General features: G+C 68.5%; 25 protein-coding genes, 1 tRNA gene and 1 pseudogene. 13 read left to right on the forward strand and 14 right to left on the reverse strand.

The window, feature by feature from the left end:
• Positions 1-93: 93 nt before the first annotated feature.
• From edd to otsB, 5 genes are all read right to left on the reverse strand, one after another.
• Positions 94-1,929, reverse strand: a complete 1,836-nt coding sequence (edd, locus tag V5F63_RS01110; RefSeq protein WP_394101319.1) for a phosphogluconate dehydratase — start codon at positions 1,927-1,929, stop codon at positions 94-96.
• A 63-nt stretch (positions 1,930-1,992) separates the two neighbouring features.
• Positions 1,993-2,427, reverse strand: coding sequence for a pyridoxamine 5'-phosphate oxidase family protein (locus V5F63_RS01115; protein WP_209487303.1), 435 nt, complete (start codon positions 2,425-2,427; stop codon positions 1,993-1,995).
• Between the two features lie 155 nt (positions 2,428-2,582).
• Positions 2,583-2,669: transfer RNA gene (locus V5F63_RS01120), tRNA-Leu, on the reverse strand.
• Positions 2,670-2,781: 112 nt separating this feature from the next.
• Positions 2,782-4,257 (reverse strand): alpha,alpha-trehalose-phosphate synthase (UDP-forming), encoded by a 1,476-nt coding sequence (gene otsA, locus V5F63_RS01125; RefSeq protein WP_209487313.1) that lies wholly within the window; start codon positions 4,255-4,257, stop codon positions 2,782-2,784.
• 5 nt (positions 4,258-4,262) lie between these two features.
• On the reverse strand, positions 4,263-5,045 hold the full coding sequence (gene otsB, locus V5F63_RS01130; RefSeq protein WP_245327893.1) for a trehalose-phosphatase: 783 nt from the start codon (positions 5,043-5,045) through the stop codon (positions 4,263-4,265).
• A gap of 179 nt (positions 5,046-5,224) precedes the next feature.
• On the opposite strand from otsB, the gene V5F63_RS01135 reads away from it, so the two are divergent.
• Positions 5,225-5,626, forward strand: coding sequence for a hypothetical protein (locus V5F63_RS01135; RefSeq protein ID WP_394101320.1), 402 nt, complete (start codon positions 5,225-5,227; stop codon positions 5,624-5,626).
• A gap of 102 nt (positions 5,627-5,728) precedes the next feature.
• A complete protein-coding gene (locus tag V5F63_RS01140) occupies positions 5,729-5,998 on the forward strand; it encodes a YMGG-like glycine zipper-containing protein (protein ID WP_024276680.1) in 270 nt (89 codons plus the stop codon).
• A 217-nt stretch (positions 5,999-6,215) separates the two neighbouring features.
• Here V5F63_RS01140 and V5F63_RS01145 read toward each other — a convergent pair whose 3' ends face one another.
• The gene (locus V5F63_RS01145) at positions 6,216-6,392 is read right to left on the reverse strand and encodes a DUF1328 domain-containing protein (RefSeq protein ID WP_209487323.1); all 177 of its coding nucleotides are present in this window, start codon (positions 6,390-6,392) and stop codon (positions 6,216-6,218) included.
• A 257-nt stretch (positions 6,393-6,649) separates the two neighbouring features.
• Here V5F63_RS01145 and V5F63_RS01150 point away from each other — a divergent pair, with 257 nt between their 5' ends.
• The 6 genes from V5F63_RS01150 (at position 6,650) to V5F63_RS01175 (ending at position 12,896) form a co-directional block, all read left to right on the forward strand.
• Positions 6,650-6,988: a hypothetical protein gene (locus V5F63_RS01150; RefSeq protein ID WP_394101321.1), complete on the forward strand. Its 339-nt coding sequence runs from the start codon at positions 6,650-6,652 to the stop codon at positions 6,986-6,988.
• 121 nt (positions 6,989-7,109) lie between these two features.
• A complete protein-coding gene (locus V5F63_RS01155; protein ID WP_209487332.1) occupies positions 7,110-7,361 on the forward strand; it encodes a hypothetical protein in 252 nt (83 codons plus the stop codon).
• Positions 7,362-7,612: 251 nt separating this feature from the next.
• Positions 7,613-8,884, forward strand: a complete 1,272-nt coding sequence (locus tag V5F63_RS01160; protein WP_394101322.1) for an extensin-like domain-containing protein — start codon at positions 7,613-7,615, stop codon at positions 8,882-8,884.
• A gap of 4 nt (positions 8,885-8,888) precedes the next feature.
• Positions 8,889-9,659 carry a DUF429 domain-containing protein gene (locus tag V5F63_RS01165; protein ID WP_394101323.1) on the forward strand — a complete coding sequence of 257 codons (771 nt, stop codon included), beginning with the start codon at positions 8,889-8,891 and terminating at the stop codon, positions 9,657-9,659.
• A gap of 84 nt (positions 9,660-9,743) precedes the next feature.
• Positions 9,744-11,270: a succinyl-CoA:acetate CoA-transferase ScpC gene (gene scpC, locus V5F63_RS01170; RefSeq protein ID WP_394101324.1), complete on the forward strand. Its 1,527-nt coding sequence runs from the start codon at positions 9,744-9,746 to the stop codon at positions 11,268-11,270.
• Positions 11,271-11,396: 126 nt separating this feature from the next.
• Positions 11,397-12,896 (forward strand): phosphomannomutase/phosphoglucomutase, encoded by a 1,500-nt coding sequence (locus V5F63_RS01175; protein ID WP_394101325.1) that lies wholly within the window; start codon positions 11,397-11,399, stop codon positions 12,894-12,896.
• Between the two features lie 21 nt (positions 12,897-12,917).
• Here the strand turns inward: V5F63_RS01175 and V5F63_RS01180 are convergent.
• The 4 genes and pseudogenes from V5F63_RS01180 to V5F63_RS01195 all read right to left on the reverse strand — a co-directional run bounded on the left by V5F63_RS01180 (position 12,918) and on the right by V5F63_RS01195 (position 16,137).
• Positions 12,918-13,228 (reverse strand): annotated as a pseudogene (locus tag V5F63_RS01180) (HigA family addiction module antitoxin).
• 4 nt (positions 13,229-13,232) lie between these two features.
• Positions 13,233-14,177, reverse strand: coding sequence for a sugar kinase (locus tag V5F63_RS01185; protein ID WP_394101326.1), 945 nt, complete (start codon positions 14,175-14,177; stop codon positions 13,233-13,235).
• A 58-nt stretch (positions 14,178-14,235) separates the two neighbouring features.
• Positions 14,236-14,940 carry a lysozyme inhibitor LprI family protein gene (locus tag V5F63_RS01190; RefSeq protein WP_394101327.1) on the reverse strand — a complete coding sequence of 235 codons (705 nt, stop codon included), beginning with the start codon at positions 14,938-14,940 and terminating at the stop codon, positions 14,236-14,238.
• 9 nt (positions 14,941-14,949) lie between these two features.
• Positions 14,950-16,137, reverse strand: a complete 1,188-nt coding sequence (locus V5F63_RS01195; RefSeq protein ID WP_394101328.1) for a pyridoxal phosphate-dependent aminotransferase — start codon at positions 16,135-16,137, stop codon at positions 14,950-14,952.
• 172 nt (positions 16,138-16,309) lie between these two features.
• Between V5F63_RS01195 and V5F63_RS01200 the strand changes: the two genes are divergently transcribed.
• Entirely contained in the window at positions 16,310-17,422 is a 1,113-nt protein-coding gene (locus V5F63_RS01200; RefSeq protein WP_394101329.1) for an NAD(P)/FAD-dependent oxidoreductase, read from the forward strand.
• A gap of 35 nt (positions 17,423-17,457) precedes the next feature.
• A complete protein-coding gene (locus V5F63_RS01205; RefSeq protein ID WP_394101330.1) occupies positions 17,458-18,225 on the forward strand; it encodes an aldolase/citrate lyase family protein in 768 nt (255 codons plus the stop codon).
• 6 nt (positions 18,226-18,231) lie between these two features.
• Here V5F63_RS01205 and V5F63_RS01210 read toward each other — a convergent pair whose 3' ends face one another.
• From V5F63_RS01210 to V5F63_RS01220, 3 genes are all read right to left on the reverse strand, one after another.
• Positions 18,232-19,860 (reverse strand): AMP-binding protein, encoded by a 1,629-nt coding sequence (locus tag V5F63_RS01210; protein ID WP_394101331.1) that lies wholly within the window; start codon positions 19,858-19,860, stop codon positions 18,232-18,234.
• Positions 19,861-20,001: 141 nt separating this feature from the next.
• Entirely contained in the window at positions 20,002-20,193 is a 192-nt protein-coding gene (locus tag V5F63_RS01215) for a hypothetical protein (protein ID WP_209487352.1), read from the reverse strand.
• Positions 20,194-20,342: 149 nt separating this feature from the next.
• Positions 20,343-20,879, reverse strand: coding sequence for a cold-shock protein (locus V5F63_RS01220; protein ID WP_348634296.1), 537 nt, complete (start codon positions 20,877-20,879; stop codon positions 20,343-20,345).
• Between the two features lie 615 nt (positions 20,880-21,494).
• Here V5F63_RS01220 and V5F63_RS01225 point away from each other — a divergent pair.
• Positions 21,495-22,172 carry a nitroreductase family protein gene (locus tag V5F63_RS01225; protein WP_394101332.1) on the forward strand — a complete coding sequence of 226 codons (678 nt, stop codon included), beginning with the start codon at positions 21,495-21,497 and terminating at the stop codon, positions 22,170-22,172.
• Between the two features lie 6 nt (positions 22,173-22,178).
• On the opposite strand, the gene V5F63_RS01230 is transcribed toward V5F63_RS01225, so the two are convergent.
• Entirely contained in the window at positions 22,179-22,421 is a 243-nt protein-coding gene (locus tag V5F63_RS01230; protein WP_209487355.1) for a hypothetical protein, read from the reverse strand.
• Between the two features lie 170 nt (positions 22,422-22,591).
• Here V5F63_RS01230 and V5F63_RS01235 point away from each other — a divergent pair, with 170 nt between their 5' ends.
• Both V5F63_RS01235 and V5F63_RS01240 read left to right on the forward strand, forming a co-directional pair.
• The gene (locus V5F63_RS01235) at positions 22,592-24,199 is read left to right on the forward strand and encodes a gamma-glutamyltransferase family protein (RefSeq protein WP_394101333.1); all 1,608 of its coding nucleotides are present in this window, start codon (positions 22,592-22,594) and stop codon (positions 24,197-24,199) included.
• A 124-nt stretch (positions 24,200-24,323) separates the two neighbouring features.
• Positions 24,324-25,160 carry a glutaminyl-peptide cyclotransferase gene (locus tag V5F63_RS01240; RefSeq protein ID WP_394101334.1) on the forward strand — a complete coding sequence of 279 codons (837 nt, stop codon included), beginning with the start codon at positions 24,324-24,326 and terminating at the stop codon, positions 25,158-25,160.
• Positions 25,161-25,322 lie beyond the last annotated feature (162 nt).

Below are 25,322 nucleotides of genomic sequence, written 5' to 3' on the forward strand. Positions count from 1 at the left end.
GCCGGCCGCAAGGGTGCTTCAAACCGCGAGCAGCCGGTCGAGCGGCGGAGTGGATCCCCCGGACGAGCCGGGGGATGATGGCGCTCTGTCTCCTCAGACCCCCGCGAAGATGGACGCCCCGTTCTCCGCCTCGCCCACGGCGGCGCGGAAGGGGGCGAAGAGTTCACGGCCGACGCCCACATGGCTGGCGGAAAGATCGGCCGTAGCGCTCGGTCGTGCCGCCCATTCGCCGGGCGGGACAAGCACCTCCAGCCGGCCCGCCACCGCATCGACCCGGATCATGTCGCCATCGCGGATGCGGGCGATGGCGCCGCCGTCCAGCGCCTCCGGCGTGACGTGGATGGCCGCCGGCACCTTGCCGGATGCGCCCGAGAGGCGGCCGTCGGTGACGAGGGCCACCCTCTGCCCGCGATCCTGCAGCACGCCGAGCGGCGGCATGAGCTTGTGCAACTCCGGCATGCCGTTCGCCTTCGGCCCCTGGAAGCGCACCACGGCCACGAGATCACCCGTGAGTTCGCCCGCCTTGAACGCGGCCTGAAGCTCCTCCTGAGAATGGAAGACCTTGGCTGGCGCCTCGATCACATGCCGTTCGGGCGCCACCGCTGAGGTCTTGATGACCGCGCGCCCGAGGCTGCCGTCCAGCACCTTGAGCCCGCCCGTGCTCTGGAACGGGGCCTCGACACCGCGCAAGACCTTGTCGTCGCCGCTTGTCGCCGCGCCGTCCCGCCAGTCGAGGGAGCCGTCGGGCGCCAGCACCGGCTCGCGGGTATAGGCTGCGAGGCTGCGGCCGAGGATGGTCTCGGCATCGGCGTGCAGCAGGCCGGCGGAGAGCAGCTCGCGCACCACGAAGGGCACGCCGCCCGCTGCGTGGAAGTGGTTCACGTCCGCCGAGCCGTTGGGATAGACGCGGGCGAGCAGCGGCGTCACCTCGGCGAGTGCGGAGAAATCGTCCCAGCTCAAGGCGATGCCCGCCGCCGCCGCCATGGCGACGAGGTGAAGCGTGTGGTTGGTGGAGCCGCCGGTGGCGTGGAGGCCGACGATGCCGTTCACGAAGGCCTTCTCGTCCAGCATCCGGCCGGCGGGGATATGGTCGTTGCCGAGCGCGGTGATGGCGAGCGCGCGCTGGGCGGCGGCCTTGGTGAGGGCATCGCGCAGGGGCGTGTCCGGCGTCACGAAGGAGGCGCCCGGCAAATGCAGGCCCATGATCTCCATGAGCATCTGGTTGGTGTTGGCGGTGCCGTAGAAGGTGCAGGTGCCGGGCCCGTGGTAGGACTGGCTTTCCGCCTCCAGCAGAGCGTCGCGCCCGACCTTGCCCTCCGCGTACAGCTGGCGGATGCGGGACTTCTCGTTGTTGGGCAGGCCGCTGGTCATGGGGCCGGAGGGGATGAACACCGCCGGCAGATGGCCGAACGACAGCGCGCCGATGACGAGACCCGGCACGATCTTGTCGCAGATGCCGAGAAAGACGGCCGCATCGAACGTTTGGTGCGAAAGCGCCACGGCGGTGGAGAGGGCGATCACCTCGCGGGAGAACAGCGAAAGCTCCATCCCCGCTTCGCCCTGGGTGATGCCGTCGCACATGGCGGGCACGCCGCCCGCCACCAGCGCCGCGCCACCGGCCTCGCGCGCCGCCTCGCGCAGCAGCTCGGGATAGCGCTCATAGGGCCGGTGGGCCGAAAGCATATCGTTGTAAGCGGTGACGATGCCCAGCGAAGGGCCGTCGCCCGCGCGCAGCATCGCCTTGTCCGAGGGACCGCAGGCCGCGAAGCCGTGGGCCTGGTTGGCGCATCCCAGCGCCTGCCGCTGGGGCCTGCGCTGGGCTGCCGCCGCGATGCGATCGAGATAGCGGCGGCGGGCATCGTGGCTGCGCCTTGCGATGCGCTCGGTGATTTCCCCGACGCGGGCGTCGAGCGTGTGCTGTGCGGCCATGAGGCTCCTCCTTGCGGCGATCCTCCACCCTGAGCGACGCCCGACGCAAGGGATGGACGATCTCTAAAGAACGAGTTCGCCGTCGTCCTCGCCGTTCCACCAATGAAGGCGCTGGGCCGCGACCTTGATGAGGACGAGGCCAGGTGTATCGATGCCGGCGGGGAACCAGCGGTCGAGATCGGAGGTCCAGCGCGCCTCGAAGGCGGCTTTATCGCGGATGATCTGCGCCTTCCCCTCCACGGTGGTGAAGAAGGGGCGCTGGCCGAGAATGCCACTCGTGCCCTGGAGGGCGAGGCCCACATTGGGATCGCGGGCGATCTCGCTCACCGCGCGGGCGTCCTCCTGCGCGAAGAAGAAGCTGCTGCCGTCGTAATCCACGTCGCCATTGTTGCTCATGGGCCGACCGGCCAGCGCGCCGGCCTCGGTCTTGGTGAAGAGGGTGGTGAAATCGATGTCGCGCATCTTCTCAACCACTTCATCCAGTGTCATCTCGGCCATGGCGTCGTCGCTCCAGCTTGCATCCTGCAGTCAATGCCGGCGGGGCGATTTGGTTCAGCGTGGTCGGATGAGGATGCAAGCGGCGCTCGCATGCGCGAACGTGCCGCCGCGCGGCCGTGCGGCGGGTCTGCTTGCGGCATTGCGAAAAACGAAGATGGTGCGGGCGGTCGGACTCGAACCGACATATCCGTGAGGACGGCGGATTTTGAGTCCGCTGCGTCTACCAATTCCGCCACGCCCGCAGCCGAAGCCTCTTTATAGGCTTGCCGGCCGGGCGCCAACAGGAAAGCGGCGGGCCTGTCGCCCGTCCGCCCCGGATGTCGGTGCTTGCGGTGTCGGTCGCCGCAAACAGACTCAGGCGCCGCGCGGCACGGCGCTCGATCCCCAGCCCACAGGCAGGCGCACGATGCTGCGCATCGCGGCGCGGGGCAACGCGATGTCACGGCGTTCCGGCTGCGGGTCCGGCACCAACGCGGCCAGGAAATCCTCGGCCCAGCGGTTGATGTCGTGGGCTTCCAGCACCCGCATCATCCGGCGGTGCCGCTCGCGCCGTTCCACCAGGGGCATCTCCAACGCCCGGCGGAGGGCGACGGCAACGCCCTCCGTGTCGTGCGGGTTGACGATGAGCGCACCCGTGCCGAGTTCGCTGGCCGCCCCTGCGAACTGGGAGAGGAGCAGCACGCCGGGATCGGCCGGATCCTGGGCGGCAACGAATTCCTTGGCGACGAGATTCATCCCGTCGCGCAGCGGCGTCACCAGCGCCACATTGGCGCGGCGGTAGAAGCCGGCGAGCGCCGAGCGGGAATAGGTGCGGTTCACATAGCGCAGCGGCGTCCACGAGACGTCGCTGTAGGCGCCGTTGATCTGGCCCGCCTTGTGGGAGACGTTCCGATCCATGTCCTGGTACTCCGGCACGTCCGTCCGGCTCTTGGGCGTGATCTGCACGAAGGTCACGCGGTCGTGCCAATCCGGTTCCTTGCGCAGGAACTGCTCGTAGGCATCGAGCCGGTTGGGAATGCCCTTGGAATAGTCCAGCCGGTCCACCCCGATGATGAGCTTGCGGCCGGAGAGACTTTCGTCGAACGCCTTCACGAAGCGGGTGCGGCTCGCATGCCGCGCCCGCCGCGCGAAGGCGCCCGTCTCGATGCCCACGGGGAAGGTGCCAAGCCGAACGCGACGGCCGCCGATGTCGCATCCCGTGCCATCGGGCGTCGACTGGCCGCCGCGGGTCTCGAGGTAGCGCGCGAAGTTCTCCCGGTCGCCCTCCGTCTGGAAGCCGACGAGATCGTAATAGGCCAGCGCTCCCACGGTATCCGCATGCTGGGGCAGGGCCTGGATAATGTCGGCCGGCGGCATCGGAATATGCAGGAAGAAGCCGATCCGGTTGTTGTGGCCCCGCTCCCGCAGGTATTTCGCCAGCGGCATCATGTGGTAGTCATGAATCCACAGGATGTCGTCGGGCTTGATGATCTTTTCCAGATGATCGGCGAACATGCGGTTGACGCGGATGTAGCCGGACAGGTCGGAGCGGTAGAATTCGGACAGGTCCACCCGATAGTGCAGGACCGGCCACAGCACGCGGTTGGCGAAGCCGTTGTAATATTCCTGATAATCCTCGTTGGCCAGGTCCACCACCGCATAGGTGACGCCCCCCTGGTTCGTTGCCTGGGGTGTATCGGAGGGGTCCGGCGAGATCCGGCCGCTCCAGCCGAACCAGATGCCCCCGCGATCCTTGAGGGCGGCGTTGACGGCGACGGCGAGACCCCCGGCCGGCGCGCCGGACTTCTGGGGGAGAGCCACTCGGTTCGATACGACCACGATGCGGGACACGGAGGTCACCTCCTTCGTTGTCGCGGCTCGGCCGCGAGATGGGTGATAAGAGCGCGCACCGAGCGCGGGTTCGGAAGCAGGGCCTGGGCGCCGTCCCGGGGCACACCGACAGCGACGGCGATGCCCCCGGCGCGGTTCACCGCGCGGAAGCCGGCCTCGTCGGTCACGTCGTCGCCGATGAAGACGGGCCGGCGACCGGCGAAAGGCGTGGTGGCCATGAAACGCCCCACGGCCGCGCCTTTGTCGATTCCCTGCCGGCGCACCTCGAAAACGCAATGGCCGGGCATGATCTCGATGCCTTGCCGCCGACCAACCAATTGCGCCAGCGCGCGCTTCAGCACCGGCGCGATTTCCGGCCGGGCGCGGTAATGGATGGCCACCGCGTTTTCCTTGTCCTCGGCCAGTACGCCCTCGAACTCGGCGGCGGTGGTGCGCAGGTCGTGGCGCAGATCCTCGTCAAGGGCAGGCGCGCGCTCCGAGGGTCGCCCGGCGGAAAGGCGAATGTCCGCGCCATGAACGCCCGCGGCAGCGAACCGGCCAGCGCCGAACAGATCATCGAGTGAGGCGAGCGAACGCCCGCTCACCAGCGCCAAGGCCCCCTTCGCGCGAGCGGCCAGGGCGAAAAGGGTGTCGGGCAGGCCGCTCGGCACGACCACGGCGTCCGGCCGCGGGGCGATGTCGATCAGGGTGCCATCCACGTCGAGGAAAAAGGCGTGAGTCGCAGGATCGAGGGCCATAAAGGCTCCCGGAATTTCAGAATCCACGGCGGGAAGCGATCCTTTGGGCATACCGAGCACGAGCCAGACCTTTGGAATATCCGGTAAGATAACGCCTCTGCGGCGCCACGGTTCCCCCTCAGCTTCGACTCAATGCCGCCACAGGGAGGCGCGAACAGCTTGGCTTCGGCTTTAACTGCGGAACCGGAGCGGTTCGGCGGCGTTCGTCTCGGCGTTACGGGAGACAGCATATGCTTGGCTTGCACAGGAGTTCGACCGACGGGTTTTCCCGGCGCCTTTCGGCGTTGCGGGACGAACTCGACACCCTTCAATCGTCGTTTCACAAGCGGGAGCGCGAATGGGGGCGGCTTGCGTCGAACGTCGCGTCCGATGCGCACGACTGGGTGGCTGAGCGGGCGGAAGCGCTGCCGAGCCTGTCCTTCGACAGCCTGCGCCGGCATCTCCCGGCGCTGCCCCATCGCCCATTCCGCGCTGAGGCTTCAGCCCTGCCGGTGATCGCGGCAGCGGTGGCGGTGGGCGTCGGAGTCGGGTGCGTGCTATATGCCGTTACGTCGCGCGGCCGCCGGACCGCTCGCGGCGCGCGCACGGATGCGCGCGAGCAAGGGCCTGAGACGGTGGATAACAGCTTCTGACGCGCCTGCGTCGAGGCACATGGGATCGCCTTTCCGGCCCGGAGCCGGTCAAGGGTTAGAATGGATGTCCGGCATGCCGCCGGCAGGGCAAGGGAGAAAAAGATGAAAGCGGCTCTCATGATTGGCGTGATGGCGCTCGCGCTCGGCGGTTGCAGCGAATATTCGCGGCAGGATCGCGCGGTGGGCGGTGCTGCCATCGGCGCGGGCACCGGCGCGCTCATCGGCGCGGCTGCCACCGGCACCGGCACGGGCGCCCTTGTGGGCGGCCTCATCGGCGCCGGCACTGGCGCCATCATCGGCGCCGAGACCACCCCCCGCGCCTGCTGGGCGCGCGATGCCTATGGCAACCGCTATCGCGTGCAGTGTCCCTGATTTGAGGGGCTGCCCCGCGCTGGTTCTGGCGTGGGGCGCACCGTTAAAAACGAAAGGCGCCCCTAAGGGCGCCTTTTGCGTTTCTTCTGACCGCCATAGCGGCGCCATTAGGTCGCTCTTTACCTTAGCGGTTTATGACCGAGGCATCTCCAAGTGACTTCAGGGCGGCCCGAACCCAATCGGACCGCCCTGTTTTTTACCCCTTCGCTTTCCCCGATCAGACGGGGCCTCGTCCCCGCCGCATCAGCCCCATGACCGCGGAGATGACGAACAGAATGATCGCGACGAAGAAAATGATCTTCGCGATCTCGATCGCCGTGCCCGCGATTCCGCCGAAGCCCAGGACTGCGGCGATCAGCGCGACGACAAGAAAGGTAATCGCCCAGCTCATCATTGCCGTGTCTCCTTGCTATTTACCGGGATAATCGTGCACCGCCGGCTGAAGAGGGTGGGTGGACCAGATCATATCTCGCCGACGTGCAGTTGTTACACGGGCAAATAACTTCCAATGGCTCCGCTTGTTCCCTGTCTTCGCCGCCGATCCCCCGCAAAGAACGCATTGCCGGTGGCGCGACGTTTGGTGAACGAAGGGCGGAACAAATCCGCTCGCCCCGCGTTTTCTCGGCGATCTGGACACGCAGGAGGAGGCGGATGAGCGAATTGCGAAACGAATCCCTGCCGGTTGATTCCGCATTGCGGAACACGGGCGCGCGTCGCCATGAAGGTGCCGGCGAAGGCGCATTGGCGGGCGTGGATACCTCTCCTCACGGCTATGATCCGGTCGAGTTCGGTCCCGGCGAAAGCCGCCGCGATTTCCCCCCGCGCCGCGAGCGTGGCGCGGATGAGGAGCGTCGGCTGCTCAAGGAGATCAGCGCGGCGTTCGAGGGGCCGGACAAGCGGCACGATATGGACGATGGTCCGGGCGTGAATGCGGACGGCCCCGAAACACACCCTGACACCGCGCATCTCTCGCGCCTGTATCGCGAATGATGTCCGATGCCAGAACCTTATTGCAACGCACGCGGGCGTGGCTCATCTTGAGCTCGCCCGCGTCTGTCAGAAGACCCTCGCCATGAGATCGGCTCGCTTCCAAGGCCCCCTCGATACCCCCATGACGACGCAGCACCAGAAAGAGGCAGGCGGCATGCGAACGCCTCACCGCCGCGACATCTCCGCCCGTCAGGATCTGCTGGGCCGCGAGCTGCGCCAGTTATTCGACGATTACACGCAGGAAGACATGCCGGACGATCTGCAGGATCTTGCCGAGCGTCTTCAGGCGGCCTTCGAGGGTCGGGAGCCCGACGGTGAAGCCGGAGCCGCCGATGGCGCCGCCCAGCCGGCGGCCGAGCCGAAGAAGGACTAGGCCCGGCCCTGATCGCTGCGGGCGTTTCTGCGGCAAGGCTCTGATCCCAGTTCTGGCGGCAGCGCGATCGGCGACGATCCCTGCCGCCTGAATCATTTTCTGAAATCGTCCTGGACCCCCATTTCCTCCGCTTTGCGATTGCGTAGCGGAAGGGCATGGGGGTTATATTTTTCAATGGGCTGCGATCATTTTTGCGGTCATCGGCGGTGCGCCTTAACCCCTTTGCAAGGCCGGCTCCGCAAGGTGGGGCCATGTCGCGCGACACGCCCCGCATCTTCCTCGCCCTCCTTCTTCTGGCCGGCGCCCTCTCGGGCTGTCGCTTCGGCCTGGAGGAACGCGATTCGTGGCGCTCCCAGGCCGAGGAGCAATGCCTTGCCGCCAAGGCCGTGGTGGCATCCGCCTATATGGAGCCGGTTCCCGCCGTCCAGGGTCCGGGCGCCTGCGGCATGGACCATCCATTCCGCGTCAGCGCGCTGGCGCAGGGCAATGTGATGCTGGAGCCGGCCGGCCGGCTGGCCTGCCCCGTGATCTACCAGGTGGACATGTGGGTTCAGGAGGTGGTGCAGCCGGCGGCGCTGGCGTGGCTCGGCCAGCCGATTGTCGCCATCAGCCAGATGTCGGCCTATTCCTGCCGCGGCATGAACGGCGATCCCAATGCGAAGATTTCCGAGCATGCGTTCGGCAACGCGCTCGATATCGGCGGTTTCCGGACTGCCGACGGTCGCTGGATCACGGTGAAGAACGGCTGGAAGGGCTCGTCCGAGGAGCGCGGCTTCCTGCTTCAGGTGCAGGCGGGCGCATGTGAGCGCTTCACCACCGTGCTCGCGCCCGGCTCCAACATGTTTCATTACGACCACATCCATGTGGACCTGATGCGCCACGCCAAGGGGCGGACCATCTGCAAGCCGGCGCCGCGCCCCATGCCCGCGCCGACCATGCCCACGAAGGCCCCGCCCATGGTCTCCACAATGGAGCCCGTGGCGCCCGCACCGTCCGTGGCGGAGGCCCCGCCGGTCTACGCGCCGCCGGCGCAGCAGGTGTCCGCCCCGGCGGAGCAGCCGTCCTTCTTCTCCACGCTGTTCGGCGGACCGCGCCCGGCGCAGCAGCCGCAGCCCGAGCCGGTTGCCGCCGAGCCGCCGCCGCCCCTGCCGCCGCTGCAGAGCATGCGCCCGCCCGAGACGCAGATCATCGCCTCGCCGGCACCGGCCCCTGCCGGGTATCCGGCCCCCAGCTATCCCTCGCCCAGCTACCCACCGTCGAACTATCCGCCCGCGTCCGTCGGCCACGCGCCGCCGCCCGCCGCCGCCCGCGCCGCGCCGCCGCCATCGGCGCCGCCGTCCCAGACGAAGGGCGCGCCTCAAGGCCTGCCGCCCGGCTGGCAGGTGGGGCCGCAGGGCGTGCCTATGTCCTATTCGTCGAACAGCAATCCGGAGACCGGCTCCATCAAGCGGAAATATTACACCGCGCCCATTCCGCAGCCCTCGACCATCCCGCTGCCCAAGGCCAAGGCCGGAGAGGACTGAGCGCATGTCACGCCCAGCGCGCGCGGATCTGCCGTTCGCCGGCATCGACGGCTGCCGGGGCGGCTGGGTGATCGCGCAATGGGACGGCGGCGATCACCTCCAGCTCTTTCGCCGCACCCGCGTGGAAGAGCTGTTCGACGCGCCGGATGCGCCCGCCATCGCCTGCGTGGACATGCCCATCGGCTTGCCGGAGACCAGCGAGATCGGCGGCCGGGAGGCGGAGCGTGCGGTGCGCCCTTTGCTCGGTGGGCGGCAATCCTCCGTCTTCTCCGTCCCGGCGCGCGCGGCGGTCATGGCCGGCGTGGGACCGGGGGACGAACGGGAGCGGTTCGCCGCCGCCTGCGCCGCCGCCCTCGCCCATTCGAGCCCGCCGCGCAAGGTCTCCATCCAGTGCTTCAACCTCTTCCCCAAGATCGCGGAGCTGGACGAGCTGCTGCTGCGCCGGTTGGAACTGCGGGACCGGCTGATCGAGTGTCACCCGGAGGTGTCGTTCCGCATCATGAACGGCGCTCCGCTGGACGTGGCGAAGAAGGTGAAGAACCGGCCGCATGGCCCCGGCCTCGACCTGCGCATCGGCCTCCTCGCCCGTGCGGGCGTGCCGGTCGATCTGCTCCACGCGAAGACCGCGACTGCGCTGCGCGCAGGGCTGGATGACCTCGTGGATGCCTGCGCCTGCGCCGTCACCGCCAAAAGAGTGTTGGAAGGCAAGGCCTTGCGCTTTCCCGACCCGCCCGCGCGCGACGCCTTTGGCCTGCCGGTGGCGATCAGCGCCTGAGCGGCCTTCCCTTTAAGTCGAATTCCGGTGGTCCCGCGCGCCTCGCTATGCGCAAGGGATTGTCCTCTCGACGGAATTGCCGACATGCCCGAGACCCGCATCCGCCTCTCGTCTTTGCGTGACAGGATTGTCCCGGCCGAGGAGGCCGCTGCGCTCATCGGCGACGGCATGATCGTGGGCATGAGCGGCTTCACCCGCGCCGGCGAGGCGAAGGCCGTGCCCATGGCGCTGGCCGCCCGCGCCAATGCAGCCCATGCGCGCGGCGAGCCGCTGCGCATCACCCTCATCACCGGCGCCTCGCTGGGCAACGACCTCGACAAGCAGATGGCGGAAGCGCACCTGCTCTCCCGCCGCATCCCGTTCCAGTCGGACCCCGCGCTGCGCAAGGCGATCAACGCCGGCGAAGTGATGTTCGTGGACCAGCACCTGTCCGAGACGGTGGAGCATCTGCGCACCAACCAGCTCGGCCCGATCGATGTGGCGGTGATCGAGGCGGTGGGCATCACCGCGTCCGGCGGAATCATTCCCACCACCTCGGTGGGGAATTCCGCCACCTTCGCCATTCTCGCGAAGAAAGTGATCGTCGAGATCAACCTCACCCAGCCGGCGGAGCTGGAGGGCCTGCACGACATCTACATCCCCACCCGCCGCCCGTTCCGCGAGCCGATCCCGGTGGTGACGCCGGAAAGCCGGGTGGGCCTGCCCTTCATTCCCATCGACCCGGAGAAGATCGCCGCCATCGTGGTGACGCGGAAGCTCGATTCCGCCTCCAACGTGCTACCGCCGGACGCCGAGACCGCCGCCATCGCCGGCCATCTCATGGAGTTCCTGAAGCACGAGGTGAAGATCGGCCGCCTCACCAACCGGCTCCAGCCGCTGCAGGCCGGCATCGGCACCATCGCCAACGCGGTGATGCACGGCTTCATCGAGAGCCCGTTCGGCGACCTCACCATGTATTCCGAGGTGCTGCAGGATTCGACCTTCGACCTGTTCGACGCCGGCAAGCTGAATTTCGCGTCGGGCTCGTCCATCACCCTGTCCAAGGCGAAGTACGACCAGGTGATGCCGCGCATCACCGACTACAAGTCGCGCCTGATCCTGCGGCCGCAGGAGATTTCCAACCATCCCGAGATCATCCGCCGCCTCGGCCTCATCGGCATCAATACGGCGCTGGAGTTCGATATCTACGGCAACGTGAATTCCACCCATGTGGGCGGCACCCACATGATGAACGGCATCGGCGGCTCCGGCGACTTCGCCCGCAACGCCTATCTCTCGGTGTTCGTCACCAAGTCCATCGCCAAGGGCGGCGCGCTCTCCTCCGTGGTGCCCATGGTGAGCCATGTGGACCACACCGAGCATGACGTGGACATCCTCGTCACCGAGGTCGGCCTCGCGGACCTGCGGGAGCTGGCCCCGCGCGAGCGGGCGCGCACCATCATCGCCAATTGCGTGCATCCGCTCTATCGCGATGCGCTGTCCGACTATTTCGATCGCGCCACGGCGCGCGGCGGGCACACGCCGCACATCATCGAGGAGGCGCTCTCCTGGCATGTGCGGGCGCGGGAGGAGGGCAGCATGCTCCCGGAAAAGACACGGAAGATCGCGTGAGCGCCACGGCGGCGTCACCGTGCCGCCGCGGCGCGGGGAACTAATCCCAAGCGCAGCCGTTCGTTCGGTCACGAATCCGTGCTATCTCGCGACCGCGAAATTACGTGCTGCGAAGGAATGGTGCCCATGTTCCCGACGCCGAAGCCGGTCCTGACGCCCAACACCTACGCCTACGAATCCGAGCCCATGGTGAAGCCGACCGGCTTCCGGGAGTATGACGCCCGCTGGTTGTTCCAGAAGGAAATCAACCTGATGGGGGTGCAGGCTCTGGGCATGGGCCTCGGCACGCTGATGCACGAGATGGGCGTGAAGCCGGAGATCGTCACCGGACACGACTTCCGCTCCTATTCCTCCTCCATCAAGCTGGCGCTGGTGTCCGGCCTCATGGCGGCGGGCATCAAGGTGCATGACATCGGCCTTGCCATGTCGCCCATGGCCTATTTCGCCCAGTTTGCCCTCGACGTGCCGGCGGTGGCGATGGTCACCGCCTCGCACAACGACAATGGCTGGACCGGCGTGAAGATGGGCGTCAACCGTCCCCTCACCTTCGGCCCGGACGAGATGACCCGGCTCAAGGAAATCGTGCTCGGCGCGAAGTTCGACCTCAAGGGCGGCGGCGCCTACGTGTTCGTCGAGAACTTCCCCGAGGTCTACATCAAGGACCTCACCGACCGGCCGAAGCTGAAGCACCCCATCAAGGCGGTGGTCGCCTGCGGCAACGGCACGGCCGGCGCCTTCGCTCCGAAGATCCTGGAGGCGCTGGGCGTCGAGGTGGTGCCGCTCGATACCGAGCTGGACCACACCTTCCCCAAGTACAATCCCAATCCCGAGGACATGGAGATGCTCCATGCCATGCGGGACGCGGTGCTGGAGCACAAGGCGGATGTGGCCCTCGGCTTCGACGGCGACGGCGACCGCTGCGGCGTGGTGGACAACACCGGCGAGGAGATCTTCGCCGACAAGGTGGGCGTGCTGCTTGCCCGCGACCTCGCCAAGATCTACCCCAACTCCACCTTCGTGGTGGACGTGAAGTCCACCGGCCTGTTCGCCACCGACCCAGAGCTGATCAAGCTCGGCGTGAAGGCGGACTATTGGAAGACCGGCCATTCCTACATGAAGCGCCGGGTGAACGAGACCGGCGCGCTGGTGGGCTTCGAGAAGTCCGGCCACTACTTCTTCAACAAGCCGGTGGGCCGCGGCTATGACGACGGCCTCGTCTCCGCCATCGCCGTGCTCGACATGCTGGACCGCAACCCCGGCAAAAAGCTCTCTGAATTGCGCGAGGCACTGCCCAAGACGTGGTCCTCGCCCACCATGTCCCCCCACTGCGCGGACGAGGTCAAGTACGGGGTCGTCGCCAAGGTGGTGGAGCATTACGAGAAGCTGGCCGCCGAAGGTGCCACCGTCACCGGCCAGAAGATCCGCGACCTCGTGACGGTGAACGGCGTGCGCGTCACCTGCGAGGACGGCTCCTGGGGCCTGCTGCGCGCCTCCTCCAACAAGCCCGAGCTGGTGGTGGTGGTGGAAAGCCCGGTCTCCGAGGCCCGCATGCGGGAGATGTTCAAGGAGATCGACGGCGTGCTGCGCCAGCACCCCGGCATCGGCGAATACAACCAGACGATCTGAGGCGGTATCGCGTGCCGTGGATCAGGCGGCCGGAGCCAATGGCTTCGCCCGCTCGATCCGCGCGCGCTCCTCGGGCGAGTTCAGCGTCTGCCAGAGATCCGTCCGGCGCTGGACGTTCAGCCAGAAATCCGGGCTGTTGCCGAACACCCGCGCCAGAATGAGCGCCGTCGCGGCCGTGACGGAGCGACGGTCGTTGCACAGTTCGTGACGTGCTTCCTCGGAACGCCCATCGCCTCGGCCAGCGCCGCCTGGGTGAGGCCGAGCGGCTCCATGAACTCCTCCACGAGGATTTCGCCGACCCCTGCCGGCTTGCGCTTGGTCCTGTTTGCCATCCCCTCAATGCGCCGTGGCGCCCTCCTGGGTGGCGCGGGGGATGATGGCGCCGCGGTGCATGATGACTTCGGCGGCGAGGCGGTGGCCGGCCTGGGCGGCGGCTTCGGGCGTCGCGCCGGCGATGCGGGCGGCGAGATAGCCGGCATTGAAGCTGTCGCCGGCCCCCGTGGTGTCGAGGGGGGAGACCGCGCGCTCCACCGGCACCTCCACGGTGCGCCCCTCGGCATGGACCAGCGCGCCGCCGGCCCCGTTCTTCACCACCACCTCGCTCACCCCGTAGGTGGTGATGCGCTCGATGGTGGCGGCGGGCGAGGCATCGCCCCAAAGGGCCGCCTCGTCCTCGAAGGTGGGCAGCGCCATGGAGGACCGCTTCAGCGCCTCGGCGAACACGGTGCGGGCGCGGGCGAGATCACCGCCCCAGCCGCGCGGGCGGAAATTGCCATCGAATACCCGCCAGGCCGGCGGTCCGCTGCGGCTGTCACCGGTCCCGCCCGCCATCTCCAGCGCGGCGAGGAAGCGGCCGAGCCCCTGGTTGGAATAAAGCGAGAGGGTGATGCCGGAGTAATAGACGGCACCCGCGCCCACCAGCGCCGCCGCCACGTCCTGCCAGCCATCCGCCTCGAAGAGGGAGCGGGCGGGGGAGGTGTCGCGCCAGTAATGGAAGCTGCGCTCGCCGGCGTCGTCCGTGGTGATGAGATAGAGGCCGGGCACCTTGCCCTTGGCGCGCGGCACCAGGCTCATGTCCACGCCTTCCGCCGCGCCGAGGGCGAGGATGTCGCCGGAGAAGGCGTCGTCACCCAGCGCCGTGGCATAGGCCACGTCCGCGCCGGCGCGGGCGAGATAGACCGCCGTGTTGAAGGTGTCGCCGCCGAAGGCGAGGCCGAAGCGCCCGTCGGAACCGCGGGCGAGTTCCACCATTACCTCGCCCACACAGACCACTTTCGCCACGGCTGCCTCCGTTCATCGCGCCCTGCGCCTGGCGCCGGACCCTATCACAGGGCGAGGCTCATTCCATCGGCGGCGGCACCGCGTGGGTCCAGGTGCCCGCGCGGGGCGCCGGACCGCTCGGGCCGGAGACGCCCGGGCCGGCCTTGGCACCGTCGGAGGTGGCCTGCGGCGCGCCATAGCGGGCCTTGAGGTCGGCGGCGCGGGCACGGTTGGCGGCGATGAGGCAGAGGGAGCGCTGCTCGAAATTGCCGATGCCGCGCGGCCCCTCGAATGGCGCGACGCCCTGGCAATCGAGATTGCGGAACAGCAGGAATCGCGACTGCGCCTCGTCGAGCTGCGTCTTCCAGCGGGCGCGCTGGGTGCCTTGCAGGTCGGTCCGCGCCTCGATCACGGTGAAGGCGTTGGCCAGCTCCGCCTCAAGCGCCTGCTCGGAGGTGCGGGTGACATCATAAAGGCAGCGATTGTACTGCCCGCCGGAGACCTTTTCGCGCGGGCAAGCGACGACCACCTTCGCGCGCTCCGGCATCGCCGCATCGCCGCCGGTTCGGACGGCGGGCGCGGTCAGCTGCGAAGTGGCTCCGGGCTGCGGGTCGGTGTCGGCGGAATGGCCCGGCGCCGGTTCGGGCTCCGGCAATGCTGGCGCCACCATGGGGGCGGGACCGTTCGGCGGCGGGCGGGTCAGCACCAGCAGCACGGGAGAAAAGGCCAGCAGCACGAGGGCAAGGGCGAGAAGCGCCCGCCGCCCTGGTCGCCGCCGCGCCATCCCCACGCCTCAGGCCACCTTGCGGTTGGCGGCGAGGAAATCGCCCATGCGGCCGAGCGCGGCGGTGATGTTCTCCCGCGAGGTGGCGTAGGACAGGCGCAGATAGCCCTCGCCATGGATGCCGAAATCCGGCCCGCCGATCACCGCGACGCCCGCCTCCTCCAGCAGCGCGGAAGCGAGCTTCTTGGCCGAGGTCCAGCCGGTGCCGGTGATGTTGGGGAAGGCGTAGAAGGCGCCCTTGGGCGTCGCGCAGGTGACGCCGGGCAGCGCGTTCAGCCCCTCCACGACGATGCGGCGACGGGCGTCGAACTCGGCGGTCATGGCGAACACCGCATCCTGTGGACCTTCGAGGGCGGCGATACCGGCATACTGCGTCGCGGCGTTGACGCACGACCAGCAGTTCACCGCCAGCTTGCGCACCTGATCGTAGAGGCTCTTCGGCCAGATCGAATAGCCGAGGCGCCAGCCGGTCATGGCATAGGTCTTCGACCATCCGTTGAGCAGAATGAGCCGGTCGCGGATCTCCGGATAGGCGAGGAGCGTGCGGTGCTCTTCTCCGTCGAAGAGGAAGCGGTCGTAGATCTCGTCCGACATGAGCGCGACATGGGGATGGGCGGCAAGGCCCTTCACCAGCTTGTCGATCTCCGCGGCCGGGGTGACGCCGCCGGTGGGGTTGGCCGGCGAATTGATGATGAGCAGCCGCGTCTTCGGCGTGATGAGCGCCAGCGTCTCCTCGGCCGAGAAGGCGAAGCCGTTCTCCTCGCGGATCGGCACGGGGATGGGCGTCGCGCCGGTGTGCTCGATCATGGAGCGGTAGATGGGAAAGCCGGGATCGGGATAGAGAATTTCCGCGCCGGGCTCGCCGAACAGGCGGATGGCCGCATACATGGTGACCTTGCCGCCGGGCACGATCATCACGAGGTTCGGGTCCACCTCCACGCCGTAGCGGCGGTTGAGATCGCCCGCCACCGCCTCGCGCAGCGGCAGGATGCCCACCGAGGGCGTGTAGCCGTGCTGGCCATCGCGCAGCGCCTTCACCGCCGCCTCGACGATGTGGGCGGGCGTCTGGAAGTCGGGCTGGCCGATGCCGAGGTTGAGAATGGAGCGCCCCTCCGCCTGAAGCGCCGTGGCGCGGGCCAGAACGGCGAAGGCATTCTCCTCGCCGATGCGGTCGAAGGCGGGATTGGTGGTGAGCATGGCCGGCAGATCCTCGGGCGCGCGGCGTCTCGTGCGCCGCTTTCAAAAAGGACGCCTTGGATAGCACCGAAGGCCACAGGTGGGGAGTGGGCGAAAATCTGCTGCGACGCGTAAAGCGTGGCCATGGTCAGCATGTTACGAGGGGCCGCGTGCCGAATCGCGAGGAGCCCTCATGCCAGCACCGACCCCCCGCCCGCCGTTCCAGGACACCGAGATCGCGATCGTCGGTGCGGGCATCGTCGGGCTTTCGGTGGCCCATGTGCTGACGCGCCTTGGCATTTCCGTGTGCTGCTTCGATGCCGGAGCGGCCGGCGGCGCGCAGTCGGCGGGCGGCTCGCGCATCATGCGCGCGGCCTATAACGACCCGAAGATGCTCTGGCTCGCGCGGAAGGCGAGCATGGGCTGGGCACGGTGGGAGGAGGAGGCCGGCCGCCCCCTCATCGAGCGCACCGGCTCCTTCCTCATCGTCTCCGAGGCCGAGGCGGAGCTGAAGCGCCTCGCCGGGCTCGACCTCAAGGTCCGCTTCGTCTCGCCCGCCGAGCAGGAAGAATTGCTGCCGGTGCACCGCCCGTGGGACCGGCCGGTGATCCTGGAAGAAGAGGCCGGCACCATCCGCGCCCGCGACAGCATCCAATGGCTTGCCGCGACGCTGGGCGATGCGCTCCACGAGCATACGCCGGTGCTGGGCCTCACCCAGCGCGCCGGGCATGTGCTGGTTTCCACCCGCAGCGCCATCTACCGGGCGCGGCGTGTGCTGGTGGCGGCGGGGATGCAGACGCCGATGCTCTCCGGCGCCATGGGCGTGAAGGTGCCGCAGGTCTACAGCGTCCACCAGCGCCTGCTCTTCCCCATGACCGGCGATCTCGCCGCACGGCCCATGGTCTCCTTCCGTGACAAGAGCGACCACCGCCACGGCGTGCTCTACACCTACGGCCTGCCGGCGCTGCATGACGGCCTGTTCGCCGTTGGGCTGGAGCCGAGCGACACCGACCGCAGCGGCGGCGGCCATCCCGACCAGGTGATCGAGCACACGCTGGCGCTGGCGGCGCAGACGCTGCCCGGCCTCGACACCGCGCGCTTCACCATCGAGAGCTGCGTCTCCACCTCGCTGGAGCATCCCGACGACGGCGCGCCGTGGGAATCCGAACGGCTGGAAGTGGTGCGGCGTGGCGCGGTGGACTTCTTCGCCGGCGGCCACCTCTTCAAGTTCGCCCCGGCTTTGGGCGAGATGCTCGCCGGCATGGTGCTGGGCGAGGAGGTACCGGATATGCTGCGGCCGGAGTGAGGCTTTGCCCGAATAAGAATCCCCGAGGAAACCCCATGCACCTGCCCGAGAACCCGTTCAAGCGCGCGCTCCATGCCGGCACCCAGCAGATCGGCCTGTGGTGCGCCGTGCCGTCCAATTATGTCTCGGAGATCCTCGCCGGCGCGGGCTTCGACTGGCTGGTGCTGGACACCGAGCACGCGCCCAACGAGCTGCCCAACGTCTTCAACCAGCTCCAGTCCATGGTGGGCTATGCCACCCAGCCGGTGGTTCGGGTGCCGTGGAACGATGCGGTGACCCTGAAGCGCTTCCTCGACATCGGCACCCAGAGCTTCCTCATCCCCATGGTGCAGGACGCCGAGGAGGCGCGCGCGGCGGTGGCGGCGACGCGCTATCCGCCGGACGGCATCCGCGGCTATGCGGTGGCCTCCCGCGCCACCCGCTTCGGCCGGATCGGCGATTACTTCACCCGCTATGCCGACGAGATGTGCGTGCTGGTGCAGGTGGAGACCATGGAGGCGCTGGAGAAGGTGGAGGAGATCGCCGCCGTGCCGGGCGTGGACGGCATCTTCATCGGCCCCGGCGATCTTTCCGCCTCCATGGGCCTCCTGCACCAGCCCACCCACCCGAAGGTGGTGGAGGCCATCGAGGACGGGCTCAAGCGCATCACGGCCGCCGGAAATCGCGGCGGCGTGCTGGTGGTGGGAGACGAGGCGCTGGCCCGCCGTTACATGGCGGCCGGCTCGGTCTTCACCGCCGTGGGCGTGGATGCGGCCCTGTTCGCCCGCAGCGCCGATGCGCTGGCGAAGCAATACAAAGTCTGACGGCCTTTACTCGCGCAGCATGCGGCGGATGACCTTGCCGGTGGTGGTCAGCGGTAGCTCGTCCACGAATGCGATCTCGCGGGGATATTCGTAGGACGCGAGGCGCGTGCGCACGAAGTCGCGGATCTCGGCTTCCAGCTCCGGCGTCGGCTCCACACCGGGCATGGGCACGATGACCGCCTTGACGATCTCCGTGCGCAGCGGGTCCTTCTTGCCCACTGCGGCGGCCATGGCGACGGCGGGGTGCTTCAAGAGCACGTCCTCGATCTCCGCCGGGCCAATGCGGTAACCGGCCGAGGTGATCACGTCGTCGTCGCGGCCGAGGAAGTGGAAATAGCCCTCCTCGTCCCGCGTCGCGAGATCGCCGGTGAGGAGCCAGCCGTCCTTCACCTTGTCCGCGGTGGCCTCGGGGCGGTTCCAATAATTCAGGAACATCACCGGGTCGGGCGTGCGCACGGCGATCTGGCCCATCTGGCCCGGCGGCAGAATACGCCCGTCCTCGCCCAGCACCGCCACCTCATGGCCCGGCACCGCCTTGCCGGTGGCGCCCGCCTTGGCGACGCCCAGCGCTGCCGAGGAGCCGATGACGTAATTGCATTCGGTCTGGCCGTAGAACTCGTTCACCGGCACGCCGAGGGCCTCGCGGCCCCACTCGAACGTCTCCGCCCCGAGCGCCTCACCGGCCGAGCCCACCGTGCGCAGGTCGAATCCGAACTTTGCGCGCGGGTTCCGCACCTGCCGCATCATGCGCAGCGCGGTGGGCGGGATGAAGACGTTGCGCACCTCGGCGCGATTCATCAAGGCGAATGCGGCTTCGGGATCGAACTTGCCGCGCGGCTGCGCCACGACAGGCACGCCCAGCGCCAGCGCGGGCAGCACGGTGTTCAGGAGGCCGCCGGCCCAGGCCCAGTCCGAGGGCGTCCACATGCGGTCGCCCGGCTGTCCGATGCCGTCATGGGTGAAGGTGACGCCGCTGACATGGGCCAGCAGCACCCGGTGGCCGTGTAGCGCGCCCTTGGGCTGTCCCGTGGTGCCGGAGGTATAGATCATCAGCGCCGGATCATCCGGGCCGGAGGCGATGGGAAGCGGGCGGTCCGAGGCGGCCTCCACCAGATCGGAAAAGCCGACGGCACCGTCCCGTGGCCCGTCCACATTGATCACGAGGTCCAGCGTTTCGGGTCGTGCGAGCAGCTTGGCGAGGCCGGCATCGTCGGTGACGAGGGCGCGGGCGCCGGAATCCAGCAGGCGATAGGCGATGGCATCCACGCCGAACGCGCCGGCGAGCGGCACCGCGATGGCGCCCATCTTGTAGACGGCGAGATGGGTGACGAGCACGTCCAGCGACTGGGGGAGGAGAATGGCCACCCGGTCGCCTGGCTTGATGCCGGAGGCGACGAGCGCATGGGCCAGACGGTTCGAAAGCCGCGCCAGCGCACCGTAGGAGACGGGCGCGAAGCCGTTGCCCGAGGGCAGGAAGAGCGCCGGACGGTTCGGATGCTGCGTCGCGATGGCGTCGCAGGCGTGCACCGCCATGTTGTAGCGCTCCGGAACCATCCAGAGGAAAGCCCGGCGCCGGCGCTCATATGCGCTGGTTTCTGCGTCCGATCCCGGAGCGCCCGTGCTGTGCGCCAGCATCCCGACCCGTGCCTTTCCGCCCCAATCCTTATGTTGCGGCGCACGCTACAGGCTCGGGGGCGGAAGGTCCACCCGGCGGTTAGCCGGGCACCTTGAAGCGGAAAAGGCGATCGGATCAGGCAAGCGGATCAGGCGATCGGATCAGCGCCGGACGCCTTCTTCCTGCATCAGAGCCTCGGTGGCGGCGATGGCGCCTTCCAGCTCGGAAATCTTGCGCAGCATACCGTCGGAGGGGAGGGTGGAGCCCCTGGCTGCGGTGAGGATCAGCTCGCGCTGCGCCGCCTTGAGGCGATCGAGAAGGCTTGCGAGGTTGGCCTCGGCCTGTTGCGCCATGTTCGTGTTCAACTCCGGGAACGTCCGCGGCCGCGCCTGCGGAAGCGGCAGAAATGGAAACGGTGCCGCGCTTTCGCCCGGCACCGCTGGTTGCATCGCGCCTCGCCACCGCCCGGACGAGCCGGCCGGCGGCGAAGGAATATGCGAAATCAGTCGGCGAGCTCGATGCCGCGAGCTTCCGGACCCTTGGGGCCCTGACCCACCTGCACCACAACGCGCTGGCCCTCGGCGAGGTCGCTGAGGCCGGAACGGGAGATGACGGTGACGTGCACGAACACGTCCTTGCCGCCGCCTTCCACCGCGATGAAGCCGAAGCCCTTCTCGGGGTTGTACCACTTCACCGTGCCCACGCGCTCCTCGGTGGGACCGGTCGCAGCACGGGGGCCGCCGCCGGCGCGGGGGGCGCCGCCGAAGCCGCCGCCACCACCGCCGAAGCCACCACCACCGGGACGGTCGCCGAAGCTGCGGCGGGCCGGGGCGGCCTCCGCGGTCGAGGTGTCGACTTCGAGCACTTCAGTGACCTGACGGCCCTTCTGGCCCTGGCCGACGCGCACCGACAGCTTGGAGCCGGGGGGCACGCTTTCCTGGCCGGCGGCCTCGAGGGCACGGGCATGGAGGAAGACGTCGCCCGAGCCGTCCGACAGCTCGACGAAGCCGAAACCCTTCTCAGGGTTGAACCACTTCACGGTGGCGTCGATCGTCGGGCCGGAAGGGGCGGGGGCGCTGAAGCTGCTGCTGGGCGAGGAAAAAGGACGGTCCCCTCCGAAGCCGCGGTCACGCGGCGGCGCAAAGTCGTCGTCAAAGCCACGGCGGCGCGGCTCTCGGAAGTCTCGGTTACGGCTCATGTGTATTTCCGTTGAGGTCAGTCGCCAATTTTGGCTTAGGGCCATCCACCACTGCTGGACAATGATGCGTTTCTACGTGCCACACTTTAACTTGCACGTTTCGGGCGTCTTGAAATCCGCCTTCGCACAACGCCTGTTCCAGCCACCCGCGTCTCGCCTCGCAGCCTATATGACAGGTCGGAAAACATGCCCACGCACTCGGGCGCACGGCTCCGACCAACATGCAGACTAACACATCTCTCCCGCTTTGGTACATGAATGTTGAACGACGGCGCTGCTTGATGATGATGCCGCGCCGCAACGGCCGTTCTGTCCTGCCGGGCCTCGCCGGCGGAGGCGGTGGTCGGGCCGGCCGCAGGGCGATGGGAAGACTTCTAGTTTGATTGTACCTCGTTCTATTTTGCGGCGGCGCATCTATTCATGAGCCCGCCCGCGCCCCCGTCACAGGAAGCCAGCATGGCCGAACCCGCCGCATCCGAATCCGCCCTTGGCGAGGCCGTGCCGCGCCCGCACGCCCATGGTACGGCACCGGCCTACGCGGCACCGCTGGCGGATGTTCCGGTTTCGGCGGAGACCCTGGAACTGCTGGAGACACGCCGCTCCCTCCCGCTCCGCGCGCTGCTCGCGCCCGGCCCGACTCCGCAGGAACTGGACCGGATGCTTGCCATCGCTGCGCGGGTGCCGGACCACGGCCGGCTGGTGCCCTGGCGCTTCATCGTCATCGAGGGGGCGGCGCGGGAGGCGGCCGGCGTGCGGCTCGATGCCCTCTATGCGGAGCAGAACCCCGGCCTTGCACCGGACAAGGCGCGCATGTGGCGGGACTACCTGATGCGGGCACCGCTCACCGTCGTGGTCGTGAGCCGTGCGGACCCGGCGTCGAAAATTCCGGAGCTTAACCAGATTCTCTCGGCCGGAGCCGCCGCGATGAATCTGGTGGTGGCGGCGACGGCGCTGGGCTTTTCCGCGCTGTGGCTGCTGAAATGGCCGGGGCGCGATCCCGCCGCGGCCGCGCTGCTCGGGGTCGAAGCGAGTGAGAAAGTGGCCGGCTTCATCCATATCGGCCGGCCGGCGGCACGGGTGGAGGATCGTCCGCGACCGTTGCTGGCCGATGTGGTGACGCGATGGACCGCCTGACGCAGCTCAGCCCAGCGACATTTCCACCGCATAGGCGCGGCGGAAGTACTTCACCGAAATGTACAGGGCGGCGAGGCTGAACAGGGCCATCAGGGCATATTCGCCGATGTCGCCGAGATGCATCAGGCCGGCCAGTGCCCAGCCCGCGGCGATGGCGGTGGCGACGGCCTGGGTCGCAACCAGCGTCGTGGCGCTCACCACGGTAAACAGGCTGCCGCCCCCCGTCTTGCCCACACCCGAACCCGCCATTCCAGTCTCCTGTACCGCTCGGCGCGATTCCCGCCGAACCGCGCGGCGGGCGTCGGACGCTGGAGTCTTTCGCCGGCCGCTGCTCTATATAGGGCGGAAACTGCGCTGGGCGCGGCGCCGGGTCAAGTCCGGCCGGCCCGGTCCCCTCCCGCTTTGCCCCGAGGACCCTCATGCTGGCCGCCGAAGAGTATGAAAGCACCCACGCCGCCCGTGGCATCGTCGCCGCGCCGCATCACCTCGCCGCCACGGCCGGGCAGGAGGTGCTGGCGGAAGGCGGCAACGCCGTCGAGGCGATGATCGCGGCGGCGGCGGCCATCGCCGTGGTGTATCCGCACATGAATCATGTGGGCGGCGACGGCTTCTGGCTCATCCGCGAGCCGTCCGGGCGGGTGCGCTACATCGAGGCGTGCGGTTTCGCGGGCAGCCTCGCCACCATCGCCCGCTACCATGACCTCGGCTTCGAGACGATCCCCACCCGCGGCCCGAACGCCGCCGTCACCGTGCCCGGCGCGGTGGGCGGCTGGGCTCTGGCGCTCGATGCGGCGCGCAGCCATGGCGGGCGGATGACCCTGCGCCGGCTGCTGGAGCCGGCCATTCGTTTCGCACGGGAAGGCGTGGCGGTGACGCGCTCCCAGACGCGGCTCACCCGCGAGAAGCGCGCGGAGCTGGAGAGCGCGCCCGGCTTCGCCGAGGTGTTCCTGCCGGGCGGAGAAGTGCCGGAGGAGGGATCGCTGCAGCGCCAGCCGCGCCTTGCCGATACGCTGGACCACCTCGCTTCCGCCGGCCTCGCGGACTTCTACCGGGGCGACGTGGCGCGCGAGATGGCGGCGGACCTGGAGCGCATCGGCAGCCCGGTGACGCGCGCCGATCTCGAGCGCTATACCGCCCGCGAGCGGCCGCCGCTGGAGATGAAGATTGGCCGCGCCCGTCTGTTCAACGCCCCGCCGCCGACGCAGGGCCTCGCCTCCCTCCTCATCCTCGGCCTGTTCGACCAGCTCAAGGTGGCGCGGGCGGAGACCTTCGAGCACATCCACGGCCTCGTGGAGGCTACCAAGCGCGCGTTTCTGGTGCGCCAGCAGGTGGTGTGCGATCCCGAACACCTGCCGCACGATCCCGCCTCCTTCCTCGATCCCAAGTCGCTGGCGCAGCGGGCGGCGAAGATCGACATGAAGCGGGCGCTGCCGTGGCCGCACGAGGCGAAGCCGGGCGACACCATCTGGATGGGCGCCGCAGACGCCTCGGGGCTGGCGGTATCCTACATCCAGTCGATCTATTTCGAGTTCGGCTCGGGCTGTGTGCTGCCGTCCACCGGCGTGCTCATGCAGAACCGAGGCTCCAGCTTCGTGCTGGACCCGAAGTCGCTCAACCCGCTGCTGCCGGGCCGGCGCCCGTTCCACACCCTCAACCCCGCGCTCGCGGAACTCGCGGATGGGCGCATCCTCGCCTATGGCACCATGGGCGGGGAGGGCCAGCCGCAGACGCAGGCGGCGGTTTTCACCCGCCATGCCCTGTTCGGCGTGCCGCTGGGCGAGGCCATCGCCCGGCCGCGCTGGCTCCTGGGCCGCACCTGGGGCGACCAGGAGACCAACCTCAAGCTTGAAGCGCGCTTCGACGGCAATATCGTCGATCGTTTGCTGTCGGTTGGGCACGAACTCGTGGTTCTGCCGGAAGATTACTCCGACACCATGGGGCATGCCGGTGGCGTGGTCATCCACCCGAGCGGCCAGCTGGAAGGGGCCCACGATCCGCGCGCGGACGGCGGGGCGGCGGGCGTCTGACGGCTTGAGCTTGACGCCCGACGCGCTGCACGCCGACCATGTCCGCCAATAAAGACAATCGGGAGCGGCGCCCATGGTGGGGAGGGACGGGATCGCACGGGAAATAATCGGGCGACGGTCGGTGATGAAGGGCATGGCTGGCCTCGGCCTCGCGGCGCTGGCCGCCGGCCGGGCCCATGCGGCGGGCGAGCAGACGCTCTCCGGCGAGCCGCCCACCCATGGGCCGGTGCAGCTCACGTCCGAGCGCGTGCTGGGGCAGAGTGCCATCCCCGTCTATCGCTACCGCGTGGTGAAGGTGCATCCGCACGACACCTCCTCCTACACGGAGGGCTTCGTGCTGGAGGGCGGCACCATCTATGAGGGGACCGGCCTCTACGGCCGCTCGCGGCTGATCGAGTGGGAGCTGGCGACCGGGCGGGTGCTGCGGGAGCGGGCGCTGGGCCCCAACGTCTTCGGCGAGGGCGTGACGGTGATGGGCGAGCGCATTTACCAGCTCACCTATCTGGACAACCACGCCTACGTCTACGACCGCAGGACGTTCGAGCGGATCGGTGCCTTCCGCTACACCGAGCAGGGGTGGGGGATGACCCATGACGGCACCCACCTCATCACCAGCAACGGCTCGTCCTCCATCGTCTTCCGCGATCCCGCCACCTTCGAGCGGGTGCGCACCATCTTCATATCCGATGCGGTGGCGCCGGTGGGCTTCCTCAACGAGCTGGAATATGCGGACGGCAAGCTCTACGCCAACGTCTGGCAGAGCCATTTCATCGCCATCATCGATCCGGCGGATGGGAAAATGCTCGGCTGGATCGACCTGTCCGGCCTCAATCCGGACCCGGCCAAGCTGGTCTATCCCTACGTGCTCAACGGCATCGCCTTCGACAAGGCCACCGGCCATCTGCTGGTCACCGGCAAGTGCTGGCCGCATGTGTGGGAGATCGCGCTGGAATTGCGCTGAGTCCAGGAGGGGCCGGGGAGGGGCCGGGAGAAGGTCGGCCTTTCGGGCCTGACATGAATCCGGCTGCCGTCCGGGGAAGACGACAGCCGGGGAGCTTCGGCTGCGCCGGTGGGCAGGGCCCGCGGCGCCGCACGGGTCACAGCCCGACGCAGATCGCGCCGC

The sequence above is a fragment of the Xanthobacter wiegelii genome, assembly GCF_043193855.2.
Lineage (GTDB): Bacteria > Pseudomonadota > Alphaproteobacteria > Rhizobiales > Xanthobacteraceae > Xanthobacter > Xanthobacter flavus_A.